15 protein-coding genes and 1 pseudogene are annotated in these 17,978 nt (G+C 69.3%); 12 read left to right on the top strand and 4 right to left on the bottom strand.

Annotated features, from left to right (window positions below; genetic code table 11):
- Positions 1–48 precede the first annotated feature (48 nt).
- Positions 49–1,413 (top strand): NADP-specific glutamate dehydrogenase, encoded by a 1,365-nt coding sequence (gene gdhA, locus FE633_RS33080; RefSeq protein ID WP_138048860.1) that lies wholly within the window; start codon positions 49–51, stop codon positions 1,411–1,413.
- A gap of 50 nt (positions 1,414–1,463) precedes the next feature.
- Here the strand turns inward: gdhA and FE633_RS49345 are convergent, their stop codons facing one another.
- A complete protein-coding gene (locus tag FE633_RS49345) occupies positions 1,464–2,648 on the bottom strand; it encodes an ArsR/SmtB family transcription factor (protein ID WP_138048861.1) in 1,185 nt (394 codons plus the stop codon).
- Between the two features lie 21 nt (positions 2,649–2,669).
- The gene (locus FE633_RS33090) at positions 2,670–4,244 is read right to left on the bottom strand and encodes an AbgT family transporter (RefSeq protein WP_138048862.1); all 1,575 of its coding nucleotides are present in this window, start codon (positions 4,242–4,244) and stop codon (positions 2,670–2,672) included.
- A gap of 242 nt (positions 4,245–4,486) precedes the next feature.
- Between FE633_RS33090 and FE633_RS33095 the strand changes: the two genes are divergently transcribed.
- Positions 4,487–6,424 (top strand): CocE/NonD family hydrolase, encoded by a 1,938-nt coding sequence (locus FE633_RS33095; protein WP_138048863.1) that lies wholly within the window; start codon positions 4,487–4,489, stop codon positions 6,422–6,424.
- A 243-nt stretch (positions 6,425–6,667) separates the two neighbouring features.
- Here FE633_RS33095 and FE633_RS33100 read toward each other — a convergent pair whose 3' ends face one another.
- Positions 6,668–7,303: a class I SAM-dependent methyltransferase gene (locus FE633_RS33100; RefSeq protein ID WP_138048864.1), complete on the bottom strand. Its 636-nt coding sequence runs from the start codon at positions 7,301–7,303 to the stop codon at positions 6,668–6,670.
- 117 nt (positions 7,304–7,420) lie between these two features.
- Here FE633_RS33100 and FE633_RS33105 point away from each other — a divergent pair, with 117 nt between their 5' ends.
- Both FE633_RS33105 and FE633_RS48810 read left to right on the top strand, forming a co-directional pair.
- Positions 7,421–8,017, top strand: a complete 597-nt coding sequence (locus tag FE633_RS33105) for a helix-turn-helix domain-containing protein (protein ID WP_119100103.1) — start codon at positions 7,421–7,423, stop codon at positions 8,015–8,017.
- A gap of 38 nt (positions 8,018–8,055) precedes the next feature.
- Positions 8,056–8,234, top strand: a pseudogene (locus FE633_RS48810) (flavoprotein); the annotation flags it as partial.
- 76 nt (positions 8,235–8,310) lie between these two features.
- Here the strand turns inward: FE633_RS48810 and FE633_RS33115 are convergent.
- Entirely contained in the window at positions 8,311–8,748 is a 438-nt protein-coding gene (locus tag FE633_RS33115) for a hypothetical protein (protein WP_138048865.1), read from the bottom strand.
- A 348-nt stretch (positions 8,749–9,096) separates the two neighbouring features.
- Here FE633_RS33115 and hemL point away from each other — a divergent pair, with 348 nt between their 5' ends.
- The 8 genes from hemL to FE633_RS33160 form a co-directional block, all read left to right on the top strand.
- Positions 9,097–10,407, top strand: a complete 1,311-nt coding sequence (gene hemL, locus FE633_RS33125; RefSeq protein ID WP_138048867.1) for a glutamate-1-semialdehyde 2,1-aminomutase — start codon at positions 9,097–9,099, stop codon at positions 10,405–10,407.
- The gene (locus tag FE633_RS33130) at positions 10,404–11,078 is read left to right on the top strand and encodes a histidine phosphatase family protein (protein WP_138048868.1); all 675 of its coding nucleotides are present in this window, start codon (positions 10,404–10,406) and stop codon (positions 11,076–11,078) included. The genes hemL and FE633_RS33130 overlap by 4 nt, the downstream gene beginning before the upstream one ends.
- A 606-nt stretch (positions 11,079–11,684) precedes the next feature.
- Positions 11,685–13,010, top strand: coding sequence for a polysaccharide deacetylase family protein (locus tag FE633_RS33135; protein ID WP_138048878.1), 1,326 nt, complete (start codon positions 11,685–11,687; stop codon positions 13,008–13,010).
- 66 nt (positions 13,011–13,076) lie between these two features.
- Positions 13,077–13,718 carry a TlpA family protein disulfide reductase gene (locus tag FE633_RS33140; RefSeq protein ID WP_138048869.1) on the top strand — a complete coding sequence of 214 codons (642 nt, stop codon included), beginning with the start codon at positions 13,077–13,079 and terminating at the stop codon, positions 13,716–13,718.
- Positions 13,719–13,724: 6 nt separating this feature from the next.
- Entirely contained in the window at positions 13,725–14,486 is a 762-nt protein-coding gene (locus FE633_RS33145) for a cytochrome c biogenesis CcdA family protein (protein ID WP_138048870.1), read from the top strand.
- Positions 14,487–14,489: 3 nt separating this feature from the next.
- The gene (gene resB, locus FE633_RS33150) at positions 14,490–16,472 is read left to right on the top strand and encodes a cytochrome c biogenesis protein ResB (RefSeq protein WP_138048871.1); all 1,983 of its coding nucleotides are present in this window, start codon (positions 14,490–14,492) and stop codon (positions 16,470–16,472) included.
- Positions 16,469–17,551: a c-type cytochrome biogenesis protein CcsB gene (gene ccsB / locus FE633_RS33155; RefSeq protein ID WP_138048872.1), complete on the top strand. Its 1,083-nt coding sequence runs from the start codon at positions 16,469–16,471 to the stop codon at positions 17,549–17,551. The genes resB and ccsB overlap by 4 nt, the downstream gene beginning before the upstream one ends.
- A 132-nt stretch (positions 17,552–17,683) precedes the next feature.
- Positions 17,684–17,978: RNA polymerase sigma factor (locus FE633_RS33160; protein ID WP_281291304.1), on the top strand; the 295-nt coding region annotated here is incomplete at its 3' end.

A 17,978-nucleotide genomic window follows, 5' to 3' on the forward strand; every position in this document is an offset into this window, starting at 1 on the left:
CCCCGCCCGCCGCCGGCCGAGCACCCGCCACACAACGGAGGTACGTCCATGACCGTCCAGCACACGCCGGCCGAGGACCTGCGCCTGACCGCCGGGGTCCACGCCGCCCTCCAGGCGCGGGATCCCGCACAGTCCGAGTTCCACCAGGCCGCGCGCGAGGTGCTGGAGTCCCTGGAGCCCGTACTGGCCCGCCACCCCGCATACACGCGCCACCGGATCCTGGAGCGCCTCTGCGAACCGGAGCGGCAGCTCGTCTTCCGCGTCCCCTGGGTCGACGACGCCGGGCAGGTTCGGGTCAACCGGGGCTTCCGGGTGGAGTTCAACTCCGCGCTGGGGCCGTACAAGGGCGGTCTGCGCTTCCATCCCTCGGTCGACCTCGGCATCGTGAAGTTCCTCGGCTTCGAGCAGATCTTCAAGAACGCGCTGACCGGGCTGCCCATCGGCGGCGGCAAGGGCGGCTCCGACTTCGATCCCAAAGGGCGCTCCGACGGCGAGGTGATGCGGTTCTGCCAGTCGTTCATGACCGAACTCCACCGCCACCTCGGCGAGCACACCGACGTGCCGGCCGGTGACATCGGCGTCGGCACCCGCGAGATCGGCTACCTCTTCGGCCAGTACAAGCGCATCACCAACCGCTACGAGTCCGGGGTGCTCACCGGCAAGGGCCTGAGCTGGGGCGGCTCCCATGTACGTACCGAGGCCACGGGCTACGGCACCGTCTACTTCGTCTCCGAGATGCTGGCCGAACGCGGCCAGGACCTCGACGGCAGGCAGGTCGTCGTGTCCGGCTCCGGCAACGTCGCCATCTACGCCGCGCAGAAGGCGCACCAACTCGGCGCCAGGGTCGTCGCGATGTCGGACTCCGACGGCTACGTGGTCGACACGGCAGGCATCGACGTCGAACTGGTCAAGGACATCAAGGAAGTCCGCCGCGGCCGGATCAAGGAGTACACCCAGACCGTGACCGGAGCCCGGTACATCGAGGGCGGGTCCGTCTGGGACGTACCGTGCTCGATCGCGCTTCCCTGTGCCACCCAGAACGAACTCGACGAGAACGCGGCGCGGACGCTGCTGGCCGGGGGAGTGGTGGCGGTCGCCGAGGGCGCCAACATGCCCACCACCCCGCCCGCCGTGCGCCTGCTGCAGGAGGCGGGCGTCGCGTTCGGCCCGGGGAAGGCGGTCAACGCCGGCGGCGTGGCCACCTCGGCGCTGGAGATGCGGCAGAACGCCACCCGCGACGCGTGGTCCTTCGAGGACACCGACCGGCGACTCGCGGCCATCATGGCCGGCATCCACACCACCTGCCGCGCGACCGCGGAGGAGTACGGAGTCCCGGGCAACTACGTCGTCGGGGCGAACATCGCGGGCTTTGTGAAGGTGGCCGACACCATGCTCGACCTCGGGGTGGTCTGACGCTTCAGAGCCCGAACGCCCTTCCGTAACCCCAAGCTTCCCTCGTCGGTTCACCGCGCCATGGTGGCGAGGACGTCGTGGCCCAGTCGCCGGATGACATCCGTGGCCAGCCGGTGCCGCACCAGCTTGCCGTCCCGGGTGGAGCGGACCAGGCCCGCGTCGCGCAGGGTCCGCAGGGCGTGGGAGACCTGTGGTTCGCTGGAGCCGAGCCGGGCGGCGAGCTCCGAGGTGGTGATGGGCTCGCCCAGCAGATGGCGGCACAGTTCCATCCGGGCGGGCGAGGTCAGCGCCATCAGCCGGTGGTGCAGATCCCGCAGGGTCAACTCTCCGGCCGGGGTGGTGCCGCGCGTCGCGTACTGCACCACCACGCACGACGGGTGCTCGTTCTTGACCGTCAGATGCGGCCACACCCGGGCGGACGGGACGAGGACGAGGGGACGCGGGGCCACCTTCACCTCGTCGATCTGCAGCTTGTCCAGCCGTATCCGTTCTCCCGGCCCCACCCGGGCCGCGGTCGGCAGCAGCTCGGCGAGCACATCCGCGGGCGAGCGAAGCGAGATGGGGGTCCCCCCGGCCGAAGTCCCCCTGGGGGCACCCCAGGCCGGAGGCTGGGGGACTTCGGCCGGGGGTGCCCCCAGGGGGAGGGCCGCCAGCCGGTGACGTACCTCCCGAGCGTGGTCCTCCAGATGCGGCCGCAGGGTGCGCCAGTCCTCGGCGAAGAACGCGGTGTCGGCCGCCCGCAGCACCGCCAGCAGCCGGTCCCGCAGTTCCAGCGGTGCCGCCACCAACTGCCGGGCCAGCTCACCGCGGGCGTAGGAGCGGCGCAGGCAGCGGCGTGCGTAGTCCTCCGCGGCGGCGGTGTCGGCGCGCAGCTCGCGGGCCGGCGGCACGGGCTGCGCGTTGGTGCCGAGGACTCCGGGCGCCACCAGCTCGAGGAAGTCCTCGGCCGGCAGCGCCGCGATCGCCGCCAGCTCCTCGTCCAGGCTCGCCGCGAGCGGCAACGTGAGGGGAAAGAACAGGCGGCAGCGGAAGCGGGCCCACAGAGGAGCGAAGACGGACAGCTCGTCGCGCAGCTCGGGTCCCGCCGCGGCGGCGCGGGCCGTCCAGCCGACGGCCTCCGGGTGGTGTTCGGGTTCGGCGAGCACATGCAGGCTCGCCATCAGTTCCGACAGCGCGGAGGGCCCGGCCGCGAGGTCCGCGGGGCCAAGCCCTCCGAGGTCGAGGACGATGCTCACGCCGTCAGCGTACGGCGGAGCTCACCGCACCGGGGCTCCCGGACCGAGCGGGATGCCCAGCAGGTACCAGACGAAGAACAGCGACACCCAGACCACCAGCATGATCATGGCGATGGGCAGGGTGAAGGAGACCAGGGTGCCGATGCCGGCCTTGCGGCGGAGGGTCTGCAGGTAGCCGACACAGAGCATGAACGAGGTGCTCATCGGGGTGATGGAGTTCGTGCAGGAATCGGCGATGCGGTAGAGCGCCATGGTGGTGGCCGGGTTGGTGCCGAGCAGCAGCAGCATCGGCACCAGTGCCGGGGCGACCAGGGTCCACAGGGCGGAGCCGGAGGTGATGACGAGGTTCATCAGCGCGACCGCGACGATCAGCAGGGTGAACAGCACCAGCGTGGGCGCGCCCAACCGCTCGAGGAAGTCCGCGCCTTCGACCGCGACGACCGTGGCGATGTTGGTCCACTTGAACAGGGCGAGGAACTGGGACACGGCGAAGAAGAGCACCAGCAGCGGTGCGATGGAGCGCACTCCGTCCGCCATGAACTCCGGTATCGCGCGGCTCCCGCTGATCCGCCCGGTGAGCCGCCCGTACACGGCGCCGATCAGCAGGAAGAAGACGGTGAGGAAGACGGCGATGGCGTTCATGAAGGTGGACTCCACGATCGCGCCCCCCTCGCCGCGGAGCGGTGACGAGGCAGGCAGCAAAGCGAGCACGATCAGCGTGGCGTAGCCGAGCACGGCCAGCCCGGTCAGCTTCAGGGCCCGCAGCTCGGTGGCGTCGTCGACACCGGCGGCGACCACCTGCTGTGCCGCGGCGGCCTCCAGATCCGCGTCGGGGGTCAGGTGGTGCTCGCGCCTGGCGAGGATCTTGTCCACGACCAGGGCGATGGTGCCGGCCAGCACGAACGCCGAGACGGTGGTGAAGTACATGTTGTCCGTCGCGCGGATCACCACGTCCTTGTCGACGAGATGCGCGGCCTCGGTGGCCACGGAGGCGAACAGCGCGTCACCGGGGGCGATCAGCGGGTTGGCGTCGCCCGCGGCGTTGATGGAGACGAACGCGACGATCATGCCGAGCATGGGGGAGCGGCCCACGGCACGAAAGGCCACCGCACCGAGCGGGATCAGGACCACGTACGCGGAGTCGGAAAGGAACTTGCCCAGCACGCCGCCCAGAGCCACGCCCACGACGACCGTGCGGGGGGACAGGCCCGACAGCATGCGGCGGGCCAGTGCTTCGAAGAGTCCCGAACGCTCGGCGACCGCGACGCCGAGCATCACCATCAGCACGATGCCGAGCGGACCGAAGGTGACGAAGGACTCCTCGGCACCGGTGATCAAGTCCCGTACGGCGTCCGCCGACAGGGCGCTGCGTACGCCGACCAGGTCACCCGAGGAGGGGTCCTCGACCCGCAGGCCGGAGGCGTTCAGCACCCAGCTGACGAGGGCGACGACCCCGCACAGGATCCAGAACAGCCAGAACGGATGCGGCAGTGCGTTTCCCGCGCGCTCGACCAGGTCGAGGAACCGGGAGCCACGACCCCCCTCGTCGGGCTCGGTGGCCTGCACCTCCTTGGCGCGGCTGTCGGGTGTGCTCATGGCGGCCTCCTGTGAGGACGGGTGACGGGGAGAGGGAGACGAGGGCATGGCGCGGCTGCGCCGCGAGCAGTGCGAAACGGGACCCAGAGCCGCACACGATCCGTCGCGATGGGACGCGGGGCGTTCCTGGGTTGCGCTGCACAGTAGGTCCCGTGTCCGGTCGCGTCACCGTCCGGCGGAACAGTTGACCTGATGGCGTCAAGTGATCGCCATGACGTCGGCCAGTGCTTAGCGTCACGGGAATGACCTGGTACGACACCTCCCACACCTGCCGACCCGAACCCCTCCAGGGCGGCGCCCTGTGGCGCCGAACCCTGCGCATCCCCATGCGGGACGGTGTCCATCTCGCCGCCGACCTGTACTCCGCCTCACCCGAGCCGGAGTCAACCGCGCTTCCCGTGCTCCTCGAACGCACCCCGTACGGCCGGCGCGCGCAGCGCGGTTCGGACCAGGACCGCAGCGACGCTCCGGTCCCGCAACCGCAGGACATCGCCCGGCACTTCACCGGAGCCGGCTACCACGTCGTACGGCAGGACTGCCGGGGCCGCGGCGACTCCGAGGGAACGTTCGTGAAGTACCTCGGCGAGGGCCCGGACGGGGCGGACACGATCGCCTGGCTCAGGAACCAGCCGTGGTGTGACGGCAGGGTCGTGATGACGGGAGTGTCCTACTCCGCCCACGTCCAGGCAGCCGCGGCCGCCGAAGGGGCGACGGGGCTGGCCGCCATGTTCCAGGACTCGGGCGGTTTCTCCTGCGCGTACGACGCGGGGATGCGGATGGGCGGCGCCTTCGAGCTGAAGCAGGTGACCTGGGCACTGCGGCATGCGTTGCAGAGCCCGGAGGCGGCGGCGGACTCGTTACTGGCCGAGGAACTGCTGCGGGTGGACGTGACGGGCTGGTTCGGTGCGATGCCGTGGCGGCCGGGCTGCACGCCGCTGCGGCACCTGTCGGCGTACGAGGACTTTCTGCTGGAGCAGTGGCGGCAGGACACCTTCGGGGACTACTACCGCAACCCGGCCATCTACGGGCGAGGCTTCTACGAGCGCTTCCCGGACGCGCCGAGCCTGCACATGGGCAGCTGGTACGACCCGTACGTCCGCTCCACCATCGAGAACTTCACCGCCCTGCGGGAGCTGAAGTCGGCACCCTCCTACCTGGTCATGGGCCCATGGACACACGGGCACCGCTGCGAGACGTACGCCGGAGACGTGGACTTCGGTCCGCGGGCGACACTGGACGGCAACCTCGCCCCGTCGTACCTGGAGTTCCGCCGCCGCTGGTTCGACCGGGCGCTGGGCCGGAAGGACGAGGGGAATCCGGGGCATTCGGAGAGCGGACATCCGGAGAACGGAGACCTCCCCGCCGTCCAGTACTTCCTGATGGGCGGAGGCGACGGCCGACGGGACGCGGCAGGGCGGATGCGGCACGGCGGCGCATGGCGCACCGACACCCAGTGGCCGCCGGCGTCGACGGCCCCCGTCGCCCTGTACCTCACCACCGACGGCGCCCTCACCGCGGCCCCGCCCACCGCGGCCGTCGCGTCGGTGACCTACGACTTCGACCCGCACCGACCGGTACCCACCATGGGAGGCCAAGTCACCTCGGGCGAGCCGGTGATGACGGGCGGGGCATACGACCAGAACGCCCCGGACGCCCGGGTGTACGGGGCGCGTGAGCCGTACCTGCCGCTGGACTCCCGACCGGACGTGATCAGTCTGAGCACCCCGCCACTAGAGCGGGACGTGGTGCTGGCCGGCCCGGTGTCGGCACGGCTCTACATCTCGACCACGGCCCCGGACACCGACTTCACCATCAAGATGATCGACGTCCACCCGCCCAACGCCGACTACCCGCACGGCTTCGCCATGAACCTCACCGACGGCATAGTCCGCTGCCGCTTCCACCGCTCCTACGAGAGGCCGGAGTTGCTCATCCCGGGCGAGGTGTACGAGATCGAGGTCACCGCCCCCGACACGGCAAACCGCTTCGCCGCCGGCCACCGCATCCGGCTCGACGTCTCGTCCAGCAACTTCCCCCGCTTCGACGTCAACACCAACACCGGCGAACCGGAGGCCGCCGCCCGCCGCACCGCCATAGCCGTGAACACCGTGCACATGGATGCCGAGCACCCCTCCCACCTGCGAGTGTGGCTGGAAGGAGGAGCGGACGCGCTCGCATAGCCGACACGTAGCCGACAGCCGACAGCCGGCAGCCGGGAGCCGGTCATGACATGACGAGGGTGGGGTTCGAAAACCCCGCGGACCGTCGCGACCACGGACGACAGCGAACCGACGGCGTCGAACCCGTGCTTTGACGCCTCGCGCGAGTTCGGGATGGATCGCGGCGCCATGGGATTCCTTTCAGGCAGGGGGAATCGGCGCCGGAGCAGCGCGGGCCCTGGCGCTGTAGGACGGGTGGTGTGGTTACCGGCGTCGGGTGGCGCGCACGACGACGTCGTGGAGGGGGACCGCTCGGCCCCCGTGGCCGGTGAGCGTGCGGAGGTGCTCTTCGGCGGTGACGATCTCCCACTCCATGCTGTCCAGGCGCGCGGTGATGGCCGCGGAGGTGGCTGACGCTTCGGCAGGAGGGTGGTGCCCACGGCCGGTAGAGCCCGAGGTGTGCAGGTGCCCCACGATGAGCAGCGTGCCGCCGGGGGCCACCCATCCGGCGATGCGGTCGTAGAACTCCAGCTGGGGCATCGCCGGGTGGGCGTAGTGCGTCATGACCAGGTCGAACTGCGTGCCCGGGCTCCAGACGCCCAGATCCGCCTCAACCCACTGCAGGCGCTCGGGAGCCCCGCTCGTCGCCGCCCGCTCGGCAGCGCGAGCAAGGGCCTCGGAGGAGATGTCGGCTGCGGTGACGTGCCAGCCGTGGGAGGCAAGCCAGATCGCCTCGGCACCGCCGCCGCACCCAGCATCCAGCACCGTGCCCGGTGTCAGGCCGCTGGTCTCACGAGCGAGGTACGGGTTCGGCGGGTTGCCGCCCATGGACCCGGGGCCCCCAGCACGCCCCTGTTGCCAGTGCCGCTCCCAGAAGTCCTTGTCGAAGCCGTGCGTCATAGACCGCCCTCCTCGTTCGCGACACCCCTCTGCGGGTGCGTTCCTCGGTTCGTTCTTCACGGTGCCGAGAGAGAGGGCGGATGCGCAAACCTTGTTGCTGAATGGCAAAATGGCGGGATGGATGAAGCCATTGACCGCACTCTTGACGCCGTCGGACCGAGGTTGAAACGCCTTCGGCTGCATCGGGACGTCACGCTCGCCGACCTAGCGGCGGAGACCGGCATCTCCACCAGCACCTTGTCCCGGCTCGAGGCGGGCCTGCGGCGTCCCACGCTCGAGCAGCTGCTTCCGCTTGCTCGCGCCTACGGGGTCACACTCGACGAGCTCGTCGATGCGCCGCCGACGGGCGACCCCCGTATCAATCTGCGTCCCATCCCCTGCAGCGACGGCTCGGTCATCCTGCCGCTGACCCGTAGGCCCGGGGGAATCCAGGCCTACAAGTTCGTCCTCCCGACCGGAAAGGATGATGCCGAACCCGACCTGCGCACACACGAGGGCTATGACTGGGTCTATGTCCTCAACGGAACGCTCCGCCTTGTCCTCGGGGAACACGACCTCATCCTCAAGTCCGGGGAGGCCGCGGAGTTCGACACACGCACCCCGCACTGGTTCGGGGCCACCAGCGCCGGCCCCGTTGAGTACCTGAGTCTCATCGGGAAACAAGGCGAACGCGCGCACGTCCGTGCAGCACCGAGACAAGGCCCGGCAGAGTAGGAAAGCTCAGGGACCGCTGCTCCTTCTTCCTCGCACAGATCACTGCAGCACAGGCGCGGCACTGGACGTCCCCGTCATCGCAACCCCGCATGGACTCGGCTTCCTTGACGCGGAGGCGGTCGAGGCCCAGACCGGCCGCCCCATCTGCTCGGCCTTGCGATCACCGGGAGAACCGCGCCCGCTCGGTCTGCGGACGCGATCGGTCGCGCCGGCCACAGCCGCCTATCGGCCCCCCGGCGCACATGACGAGCGCGGGGTCCTGAAACCCCGCCCGCATGCCATAAAACTCCGGGTCACGGCCACACAAGGCAGTACGGCTGATGCCCCGCCTCGTGCAGGCGGTGGCTGAAGTCCTGCCATTCGTGGAGCAGTTGGTACACGTTGAACGCGTCGCGCGGGCCGCCGCGGTCCGGGACCGTGGACCAGATGAAGGCCGCCGCGCCGACCGCTTCCTCGCCGATTCCGCGGAGGGGGTCGACGACGGTCATGGGGAGCCTGACGACGGCGTAGTCGGGGTGGAGGACGACGAGTTCGAGAGGGGGGACCTTGTTCAGCGGTATGCCCTCGATGCCGGTGAGGACCATCGCGGCCATCGTCTCCGGCTTGATCTTCGTGAACATGCCGTTCATGCCGAGCTCGTCGCCGCCGAGTTCCTCTGGGCGCATGGAGATCGGGACGCGAGCGGCTGTCGCGCCGTCCGGGGCCCCGAAGTATTTGTACGTCACCCCCACCCGGCCACCATTCCTGCTCCCGGCCCGGGGGGCATCGATCTGATGGATCCGGTTGATCCCATCGATCCGATCGCTCCGCTCGAGCTCACTCTCTGTCTGCCGTGCCTCGGCCGCCTCCGCCTCGCGCCGGTGCCTTCCCCGCCGGGCACGCCGAGGACCGAGGTCATCGGTCCCCTCGCCCAGTCCGCCACCGCGATGCATATCTCCACCCGAATGCTTTTCTAAGGCGCGCGACCCCCGCGACGCAACCCGATCATCGTGTCAGTGACCTCCCCCACGGCCGCCCGCCGAAACGTGCGTTGAAACACCTCTCCGCAGGATCTTCGAAGCCTCTGACACCATGCTTGTGTGAGCTATCCGTACGAAGCACCAGTTTCGCAGACTCTTTTCGACCGTGCGGCTGCCGTCACGCCGGGCGGCGTGAACTCTCCCGTGCGAGCGTTCCGCGCCGTGGGCGGTACGCCCCGGTTCATGGTGTCCGGCACCGGTCCGTACCTGACGGATGCCGACGGAAGGGAGTACGTAGACCTCGTTTGTTCATGGGGGCCGATGATCCTTGGCCATTCCCATCCCGAGGTGAACGCTGCCGTCCAGGCAGCCGTATCCCGCGGCACGTCGTTCGGGACGCCCGGCGAGGGCGAGGTCGCGCTGGCCGAGGAGATCGTCGCCCGGGTCGAACCCGTCGAGCAGGTCCGTCTCGTGTCCAGTGGCACCGAGGCGACCATGTCCGCCATCCGTCTCGCGCGCGGATTCACCGGGCGCGCCAAGGTGATCAAGTTCGCCGGCTGTTACCACGGTCACGTGGACGCCCTGCTGGCCGCCGCGGGGAGCGGGGTCGCCACCTTCGCGCTGCCCGATACGCCCGGCGTCACCGGCGCCCAGGCCGGGGACACCATCGTCCTCCCGTACAACGATCTCGAGGCGGTGCGCGAAGCCTTCCGCGCCCATCCCGGCGAGATCGCCTGCGTGATCACGGAGGCCTCGCCCGGGAACATGGGCGTCGTGCCGCCCGGCCCCGGGTTCAACCAGGGGCTCAGTGACGTCTGCGCCGAGAACGGCGCCCTCTACATCTCCGACGAGGTCATGACCGGGTTCCGGACCAGCAAGGCCGGATGGTTCGGGATCGACGGCGTACGTCCCGATCTCATGACCTTCGGCAAGGTCATGGGCGGCGGCTTCCCGGCCGCCGCGTTCGGTGGCCGGGCGGATGTCATGGCGCACCTCGCCCCCGCCGGGCCCGTCTACCAGGCGGGCACCCTGTCCGGGAACCCCGTCGCGACCGCCGCCGGGCTCGCGCAGCTGCGGCTGCTCGACGACGCCGCGTACGACAGGGTCGACGCGGTGTCCGAGCAGGTCCGTACGCTGGTGACGGACGCGCTCACCAAGGAAGGCGTGGCGCACCGGCTGCAGAACGCCTCCAACATGTTCTCCGTCTTCTTCACGGACAGGGACGTACGGAACTACGAGGACGCGAAGGCGCAGGAGTCGTACCGCTTCACCGCCTTCTTCCACTCGATGCTGGCGCAGGGCGTCTATCTGCCCCCGTCGTCCTTCGAGTCATGGTTCGTCTCGACGGCACACGACGAGCGGGCGATCCAGCGGATCGCCGACGCCCTTCCGGCGGCGGCACGGGCAGCAGCGGAGGCCACGGCAGTATGAGTGACATCACCGTCGTACATGTGATGCGGCACGGCGAGGTCGCCAACCCGGACGGGATTCTGTACGGGCGTCTGCCCGGCTACCACCTGTCCGAGTTGGGGCGCCGGATGGCCGATCGGGTCGCCGAGCACCTCGCCTCGCGGGATGTCACCCATGTCGTCTCCTCGCCGCTGGAGCGGGCCCGTGAGACCGCCGCGCCCATAGCGGAGCTGCACGGGCTGGATCTCGCGACCGACCCTCGGCTGATCGAGGCCGACAACGTCTTCCAGGGCAAGACCTTCGGCGTCGGCGACGGCGCGCTGCGCAGACCCGAGAACTGGAAGCACCTCGTCAACCCGTTCAAGCCGTCCTGGGGCGAGCCGTACCTGGAGCAGGTCGTACGGATGATGGGGGCGCTGGACGCGGCCAAGGACGCGGCGCGTGGGCATGAGGCCGTGTGTGTGAGCCACCAGTTGCCGATCTGGATCGTGCGCAGCTTCGTGGAGCGGCGGCGGCTGTGGCACGACCCGCGCAAGAGGCAGTGCACGCTCGCTTCGCTGACGACGTTCACGTACCAGGGCGACAAGATCGTGTCGGTCGGTTACACCGAGCCGGCTCGGGATCTTGTGCCGGTTCATTTGCTGGCGGGGGCCAAGGGGGTCAAGGGGAAGGACAAGGCCTTCGGAGCGTAGGCGCTCCGCTGGGTTTGGGGTCTTGGTGGGGTTGAGGTTGGGGTGGGGTTGGGGCTGCGGGTTGGGTGTGGCTGGGCGCGCAGTTCCCCGCGCCCCTTGCGGGGCTTGGGTGGGGGCGTGGTTTCTTGGCGGCCTGGTTCTGTGTGCCCCAGTTCTCTGCGCCTGAGTGCCCTCGCGCCCCTGGGGGGTGTTGGTTTCGGTTGTGGTGGGGCTGCGGGTCGGGTGTGGCTGGGCGCGCAGTTCCCCGCGCCCCTTGCGGGGCTTGGGTGGGGGCGTGGTTTCCCCGCGGCCTGGTTCTGAGTTCCGGACCTTCGCGCGCTCGTCCTCCCGCGCGCCAAGCCTGAGCGTTCCGGTCCCTCCCAGCCCTGCGCCCCATCCCCCGCGTCCCGGCTCCCCGCGCCCCTTGCGGGGCGCGGGCCCCCGGTGTGGGTACGGCGAGCTCTGGGCGTGCGCCCCGTTACAAAGCGTATGTGGGGGGTTATCTGAGCGTATTTCCTTGCAATCTCTGAAATACATGTGAGTTCGCTGGAACCCCCATGTTCGTCGTGCCCTCTAACTCGGTGTCCATCCGGCATGAGTACGGGGCGCGCGACGATCGGGGTTGGAATGCGCGACATCAGTCGAAGGGGAATGCTGGGGCTCGGGGCCGGTGCTGTGGCGGCCATAGGGCTGGCGGGGTGCGGTACCACACTGGGAGACGGTTCCAGCGAGGCCGGAGGTTCCGGGAGTTCCGGAGACTCCGGAAAGGGAGCCGGGAGCGGTAACGGTGGTAACAAGAAGACCGAGCGTCCCATCGGTGACGGCTCCACCGCCCACACCGGCAAGCAGCCCAACCAGCCTGACAAGCCCATACCCCTCGAACCCGGCGAGACCCCGCCGCAGTTCGTGATCTTTTCCTGGGACGGTGCGGGGGATGTCGGGAACGGTGTCTTCCCGCGTTTTCTGAAGGCCGCCGAGGACCACGGCGCGCATATGACGTTCTTTCTCTCCGGGCTTTATCTGTTGCCCGAGTCGAAAAAGCGCAAGTATCTTCCGCCGAACAATGTGCCGGGCGCCTCCGACATCGGTTATCTGACCGACGAACACATCAAGTCGACCCTCAAGTACGTCCGGCAGGCCTGGCTGGACGGCCACGAGATCGGCACGCATTTCAACGGTCACTTCTGCGCCGGCACGGGCACGGTCGCCAACTGGACGTCCGTGCAGTGGCGCAGCGAGATCGAGCAGGCGAAGTCCTTCGTCAAGGAGTGGCGTACGAACACGGGCTGGACCGACATACCCGCGCTGCCCTTCGACTACGACAAGGAGCTCATAGGCGGCCGCACGCCGTGTCTGCTCGGCCAGAGCAACCTGCTGCCCACGGCCCGCGAACTCGGCTGGCGCTACGACGCCTCCTCGCCGGGCGGCCGGCAGATCTGGCCCGAGAAGAGCCGGGGCGTGTGGGACCTGCCGCTGCAGGCGATCCCCTTCCCCGGCCACACCTTCGAGGTCCTCTCGATGGACTACAACATCCTCGCCAACCAGTCGCAGAACTCCACCCAGGCGCCCCCCGCCAACTACCCGGGCTGGCGCAGGCAGGCCACCGAGGCGTACATCAGCGGATTCAACCGGGCATACGAGACAAATCGCGCACCCTTCTTCATAGGCAACCACTTCGAACAGTGGAACGGCGGCATCTACATGGACGCCGTCGAGGAGGCGCTGAAGCGCATCGCGGGCAAGAAGGACGTACGCCTGGTGTCGTTCCGTCAGTTCGTGGACTGGCTGGATGTCCAGGATCCGGCCGTCCTGGACAAGCTGCGGACGCTGGACGTCGGGCAGCAACCGGTGGGTGGCTGGAAGCAGTTCCTCCAGGGTGCCGCCACGGACTCCGCCACGGACCCCGCGGACTCCGGGACGGGCTCTTCGGAGAGCGCCGGAAACGCCGCCTGAAATGCGGTTTTCCGCCCGTGAGGGGGGTGCGCGAGATCCCCGGAACGGACATGCGAAACTTTTCACATGAGTGCCGCCAGCCATGCCCCCCAGCGCTCGAACCGCACCCCTGCCCATATCCGTACGCGTAGTCGCGCCGCCCTGTTCACCGGCGGCGCCGTCGTCGCGGCTCTGGTCCTGTCCGCGTGCGGCTCAGGGGGCAAGTCCGGCGGGTCGGGCAACACGGGCTTCGTCACCGGCTCCGACGGCATCGCCACGGTCACGAAGGGCGACCGGACGCAGGCCCCCGACCTGTCCGGGAAGACCATCGACGGCAAGCAGCTCGACGTCGCCGACTACAAGGGCAAGGTCGTCGTGCTCAACGTCTGGGGCTCCTGGTGCGGTCCGTGCCGCCTGGAGGCGAAGAACTTCGTCAAGGTCTCCGAGGACGTCAAGGACCAGGGCGTACAGTTCGTCGGCATCAACACCCGCGACACCAGCACCACCCCCGCGGTCGCGTTCGAGAAGGCGCACGGGGTCACCTACCCGAGTCTGTACGACCCGACGGGCAAGCTCATGCTCCGCTTCAAGAAGGGCACGCTCAATCCGCAGCTGATCCCCTCCACGCTCATCATCGACCGGGAGGGCAAGGTCGCGGCGCGGGCACTGCAGGCGCTCAGCGAGCAGAAGCTGCGCGACATGCTCAAGCCGGTCCTCGCGGAGAAGTGACCTGACGTGCAACTCGCCGCAGCCACCGACCCGAACCAGACGGTCCTCAGCGGGGCCCTGTTGCTCGCCCTGCCGATCGCCGTGCTCGGCGGGCTCGTGTCCTTCTTCTCGCCGTGCGTCCTGCCCCTCGTTCCCGGCTATCTCTCGTACGTCACCGGGGTCAGCGGCACCGACCTCGCCGAAGCCCGGCGCGGGCGGATGGTCGCGGGTGCCTCGCTCTTCGTGGTCGGCTTCAGCGCCGTGTTCGTCTCCGGCGGGGCGCTGTTCGGGTACTTCGGCCAGACGCTGCGCGAGCACCAGGACACCCTGTCCAAGGTGCTCGGCGTGCTCATGATCCTCATGGGTGTCTTCTTCATGGGCCTAGTGCCCCGGCTCACCCAGCGCGAGTTCCGCTTCCACAAGCGGCCGGTCGCCGGGCTCGTGGGCGCCCCCTTCCTCGGCGCGCTCTTCGGGATCGGCTGGACGCCGTGCATCGGCCCCACCCTCGCCTCCGTGCAGGCGCTTGCCTTCAACGAGGGCAGCGCGGGGCGCGGCGCCCTGCTGACGGTCGCGTACTGCGTCGGTCTGGGCGTGCCGTTCGTCCTCGCCGCGGTCGCCTTCCGCAAGGCGCTCGGTACCTTCGGCTGGATCAAGCGGCACTACGTGTGGGTGATGCGGATCGGCGGCGCCATGATGATCGTGACCGGGCTGCTGCTGCTGACCGGCGCGTGGGACCGCATCGTGCAGGAGATGCAGGTCTGGTCCGACGGCTTCACCGTAGGGGTCTGATCCATGAGCACGACACGGGACACTGACGTGCCGAACACCGAAGTGCCGAACACCGATCTGCGGAACGACGACGTGCGGTACGACGAGAACGAGTCCGCCCAGGCGCGGGACGCGCGCGATCTCGGCGAAGCCGGGGCGCAGTTGTCCACCGCGCCCGTGGAGACGGCGGTGCCCGGCTCCTTCGGCGGTACCCGCGCCCCCGGCGCCGCCGGGTGGCTGGCGTGGACCGGCCGCGAGGTCATCGGCTGGGCCCGCTGGTTCTGGCGGCAGCTCACCTCCATGCGGGTCGCGCTGATCCTGCTCTTCCTGCTCTCGCTCGGCGCGATCCCCGGGTCGCTGATCCCGCAGAGCGGGGTCGACGACATGAAGGTCGAGCAGTTCGCGAAGGACCACACCACGCTCGCCCCGGTCTACGAGAAGCTCGGGCTGTTCCACGTCTACAGCTCCGTGTGGTTCTCGGCGATCTACATCCTCCTGTTCGTCTCGCTCATCGGCTGCATCGTGCCCCGCACCTGGCAGTTCGTCGGCCAGCTGCGCAGCCGCCCGCCGGGCGCGCCCAGGCGACTGACCCGGCTGCCCGCGTACACGACGTGGCGTACCGAGGCCCAGCCCGAGGAGGTCCGCGGGGCCGCGCTCGCGCTGCTGAAGAAGCGGCGCTTCCGCGCGCACACCGCGGGTGACGCCGTCGCCGCCGAGAAGGGCTACCTCCGCGAAATCGGCAACCTCGCCTTCCACATCGCGCTGATCGTGATGCTGGTCGCCTTCGCCTGGGGCCAGCTCTTCAAGTCCGAGGGCAACAAGCTGATCATCGAGGGTGACGGGTTCGCCAACACCCTCACGCAGTACGACGACTTCAAGTCCGGCAGCCTCTTCGAACCCGACGATCTGGCGCCGTTCAGCTTCACCCTGAAGGACTTCAAGGGCACGTACGAGCGGACCGGGCCCAACCGGGGCACGCCGCGCATCTACGAGGCCGCCGTCACCTACAGCGCGGGTGCCGACGGCAAGGAGCAGTCGACCAAGATCAAGCCCAACGAGCCGCTGGAGGTCGACGGCTCGAAGGTCTACCTCGTCAGCCACGGGTACGCCCCCGTCGTCACCGTCCGGGACGGCAAGGGCAACGTGGTCTTCCGCCAGCCCGTGCCGATGCTGCCGCTCGACTCCAACGTCACCTCCACCGGTGCGATCAAGGTCCTCGACGGTTACAAGAACGCCAAGGGCGTCAAGGAACAGCTCGGCTTCAACGCCTTCTTCGTCCCGACCTTCGCCGGCGCGGGCAAGGGGCAGATGCTCTCCCAGTTCCCGTCGCTGGACTTCCCGGTGCTGGCGCTCTCCGCGTACCACGGAGACCTGGGCGTCGACTCGGGCCTCCCGCAGAGCGTGTACCAGCTCGACAAGACCAACATGAAGGAGTTCAAGGACTCCCAGGGCAACCTGCTCAAGCAGCGGCTCCTGCCCGGCGAGACCATGAAACTCCCGAACGGCGCCGGCTCGATCACCTTCGAGAAGGGCATCAAGGAGTGGGGCGGCTTCCAGATCGCCCAGCAGCCCGGCAGCGGCTGGGCCCTGATCGGATCCCTGGCCGCCATCTTCGGCCTCGCCGCCTCCCTCTTCATCCAGCGCCGCCGCGTATGGGTGCGCGCGACCACGGGTGCGGACGGTGTCACGGTCGTCGAGATGGCCGGCCTGGGCCGCAGCGAGTCCGCGAAGGTCCCCGAGGAACTGGGCGAGTTGGCGGGGCTGCTGTACGACACGGCTGCCGGCGCTCCTGATCCGGACCAAGACGAGCCGGACGGCGAAAGCAAGGACGCCGACGGCGAAAGCAAGGGCGCCGACGCCGAGAGCGAAGCCGCCGACGCCGAAAGCAAGGACCCCGACTCCGACCCCGGCACTGACTCCGATGCCGGCCCCACCCCCGCGCCGGGTGTGGAACACCCCACCCCCGACCCCCAAGCCGTACCTGCCGAAGGGGCTGAGACGACGTGACTCTCGCCGCCGCAACCAACGAAAACCTCGCGAACATCAGCAACACGCTGATCTACTCCGCGATGGCCGTGTACACGCTGGCCTTCTTCGCGTACATCGCCGAATGGCTCTTCGGGAGCCGCAGCAAGGTCGCCCGCACGGCCGCGGCGCTGACCGCCCAGGGCGACGCGAGCGCGAAGGGCCCCGCGGTCACCGCGAAGACGGCGGGTGGTACCACCGTGCTGGAACGGCCCAAGGTGGTGACGCGGGCCGTCGCCGGCGCGCGGGACGTGCCGGACGGGCCCGGGGCTCATGGTGGCGACGAGCAGGGGGACCTCTACGGCCGTATCGCCGTGTCCCTCACCGTGCTCGCCTTCCTCGTGGAGTTCGGCGGCGTGCTCGCCCGGGCGCTCTCGGTGGAGCGGGCGCCGTGGGGCAACATGTACGAGTTCAACATCACCTTCTCCACCGTCGCCGTAGGCGTGTACCTCACGCTGCTCGCGCTGAAGAAGAACGTCCGCTGGATGGGCCTCTTCCTGGTGACCACGGTCCTCCTCGATCTCGGTCTCGCCGTCACTGTCTTGTACACCGCCAGCGACCAGTTGGTTCCCGCCCTTCACTCGTACTGGTTGTACATCCACGTCTCCACCGCGATCTTCTGCGGCGCCGTCTTCTATGTGGGCGCCGTCGCCACGATCCTGTACCTCTTCAAGGACTCGTACGAGAACAAGCTGGCGAGCGGCGGCACGCCCGGCCGTTTCGCGACCTCGGTCCAGGAGCGGCTGCCCGCCTCGGCCTCCCTCGACAAGTTCGCGTACCGCGTCAACGCCGCCGTCTTCCCGCTGTGGACCTTCACGATCATCGCCGGCGCGATCTGGGCGGGCGACGCATGGGGACGCTACTGGGGCTGGGACCCGAAGGAGGTCTGGGCGTTCATCACCTGGGTCGCGTACGCCTGCTACCTGCACGCCCGCGCCACGGCCGGCTGGAAGGGCCGCAAGGCCGCGTACATCGCGCTCATCGCCTTCGGCTGCTGGCTGTTCAACTACTACGGCGTCAACATCTTCGTCTCCGGCAAGCACTCCTACGCCGGGGTCTGAAGCCACGGGTCTGCGGCAACGGGGCTCACCCCTCCTGTTCACCGAGGCCTGCCACCCTCGTACGGCCCGAGGCCGGTTCCATGTGACATGCGTCACGGGAACCGGCCTTCGTCGTACGGACAGGTGGGGGACGTGGAGACAAACAGGGGGGAACTCCGGGCGCGTATACGGGCCGGGGACGCGGAGGCGTTCGGCGCGCTCTTCGACGCGTACGCACGCTCCGTCTACAACCACGCGTTCCGGCTCACGGCCGACTGGTCGGCGGCCGAGGACATCGTGTCGCTGACGTTCCTGGAGGCGTGGCGGCTGCGGGAGCGCCTCGACGCGGAGGGCGGTTCGCCGCGGCCGTGGCTGCTCGGCATCGCCACGAACGTGGCCCGCAACACGCGCCGGGCCGCCCGGCGGCACGCGGCGGCCGTGGCGCGCC

It is taken from the genome of Streptomyces montanus, assembly GCF_005786655.1.
GTDB classification, from domain to species: Bacteria; Actinomycetota; Actinomycetes; order Streptomycetales; family Streptomycetaceae; genus Streptomyces; species Streptomyces sporangiiformans.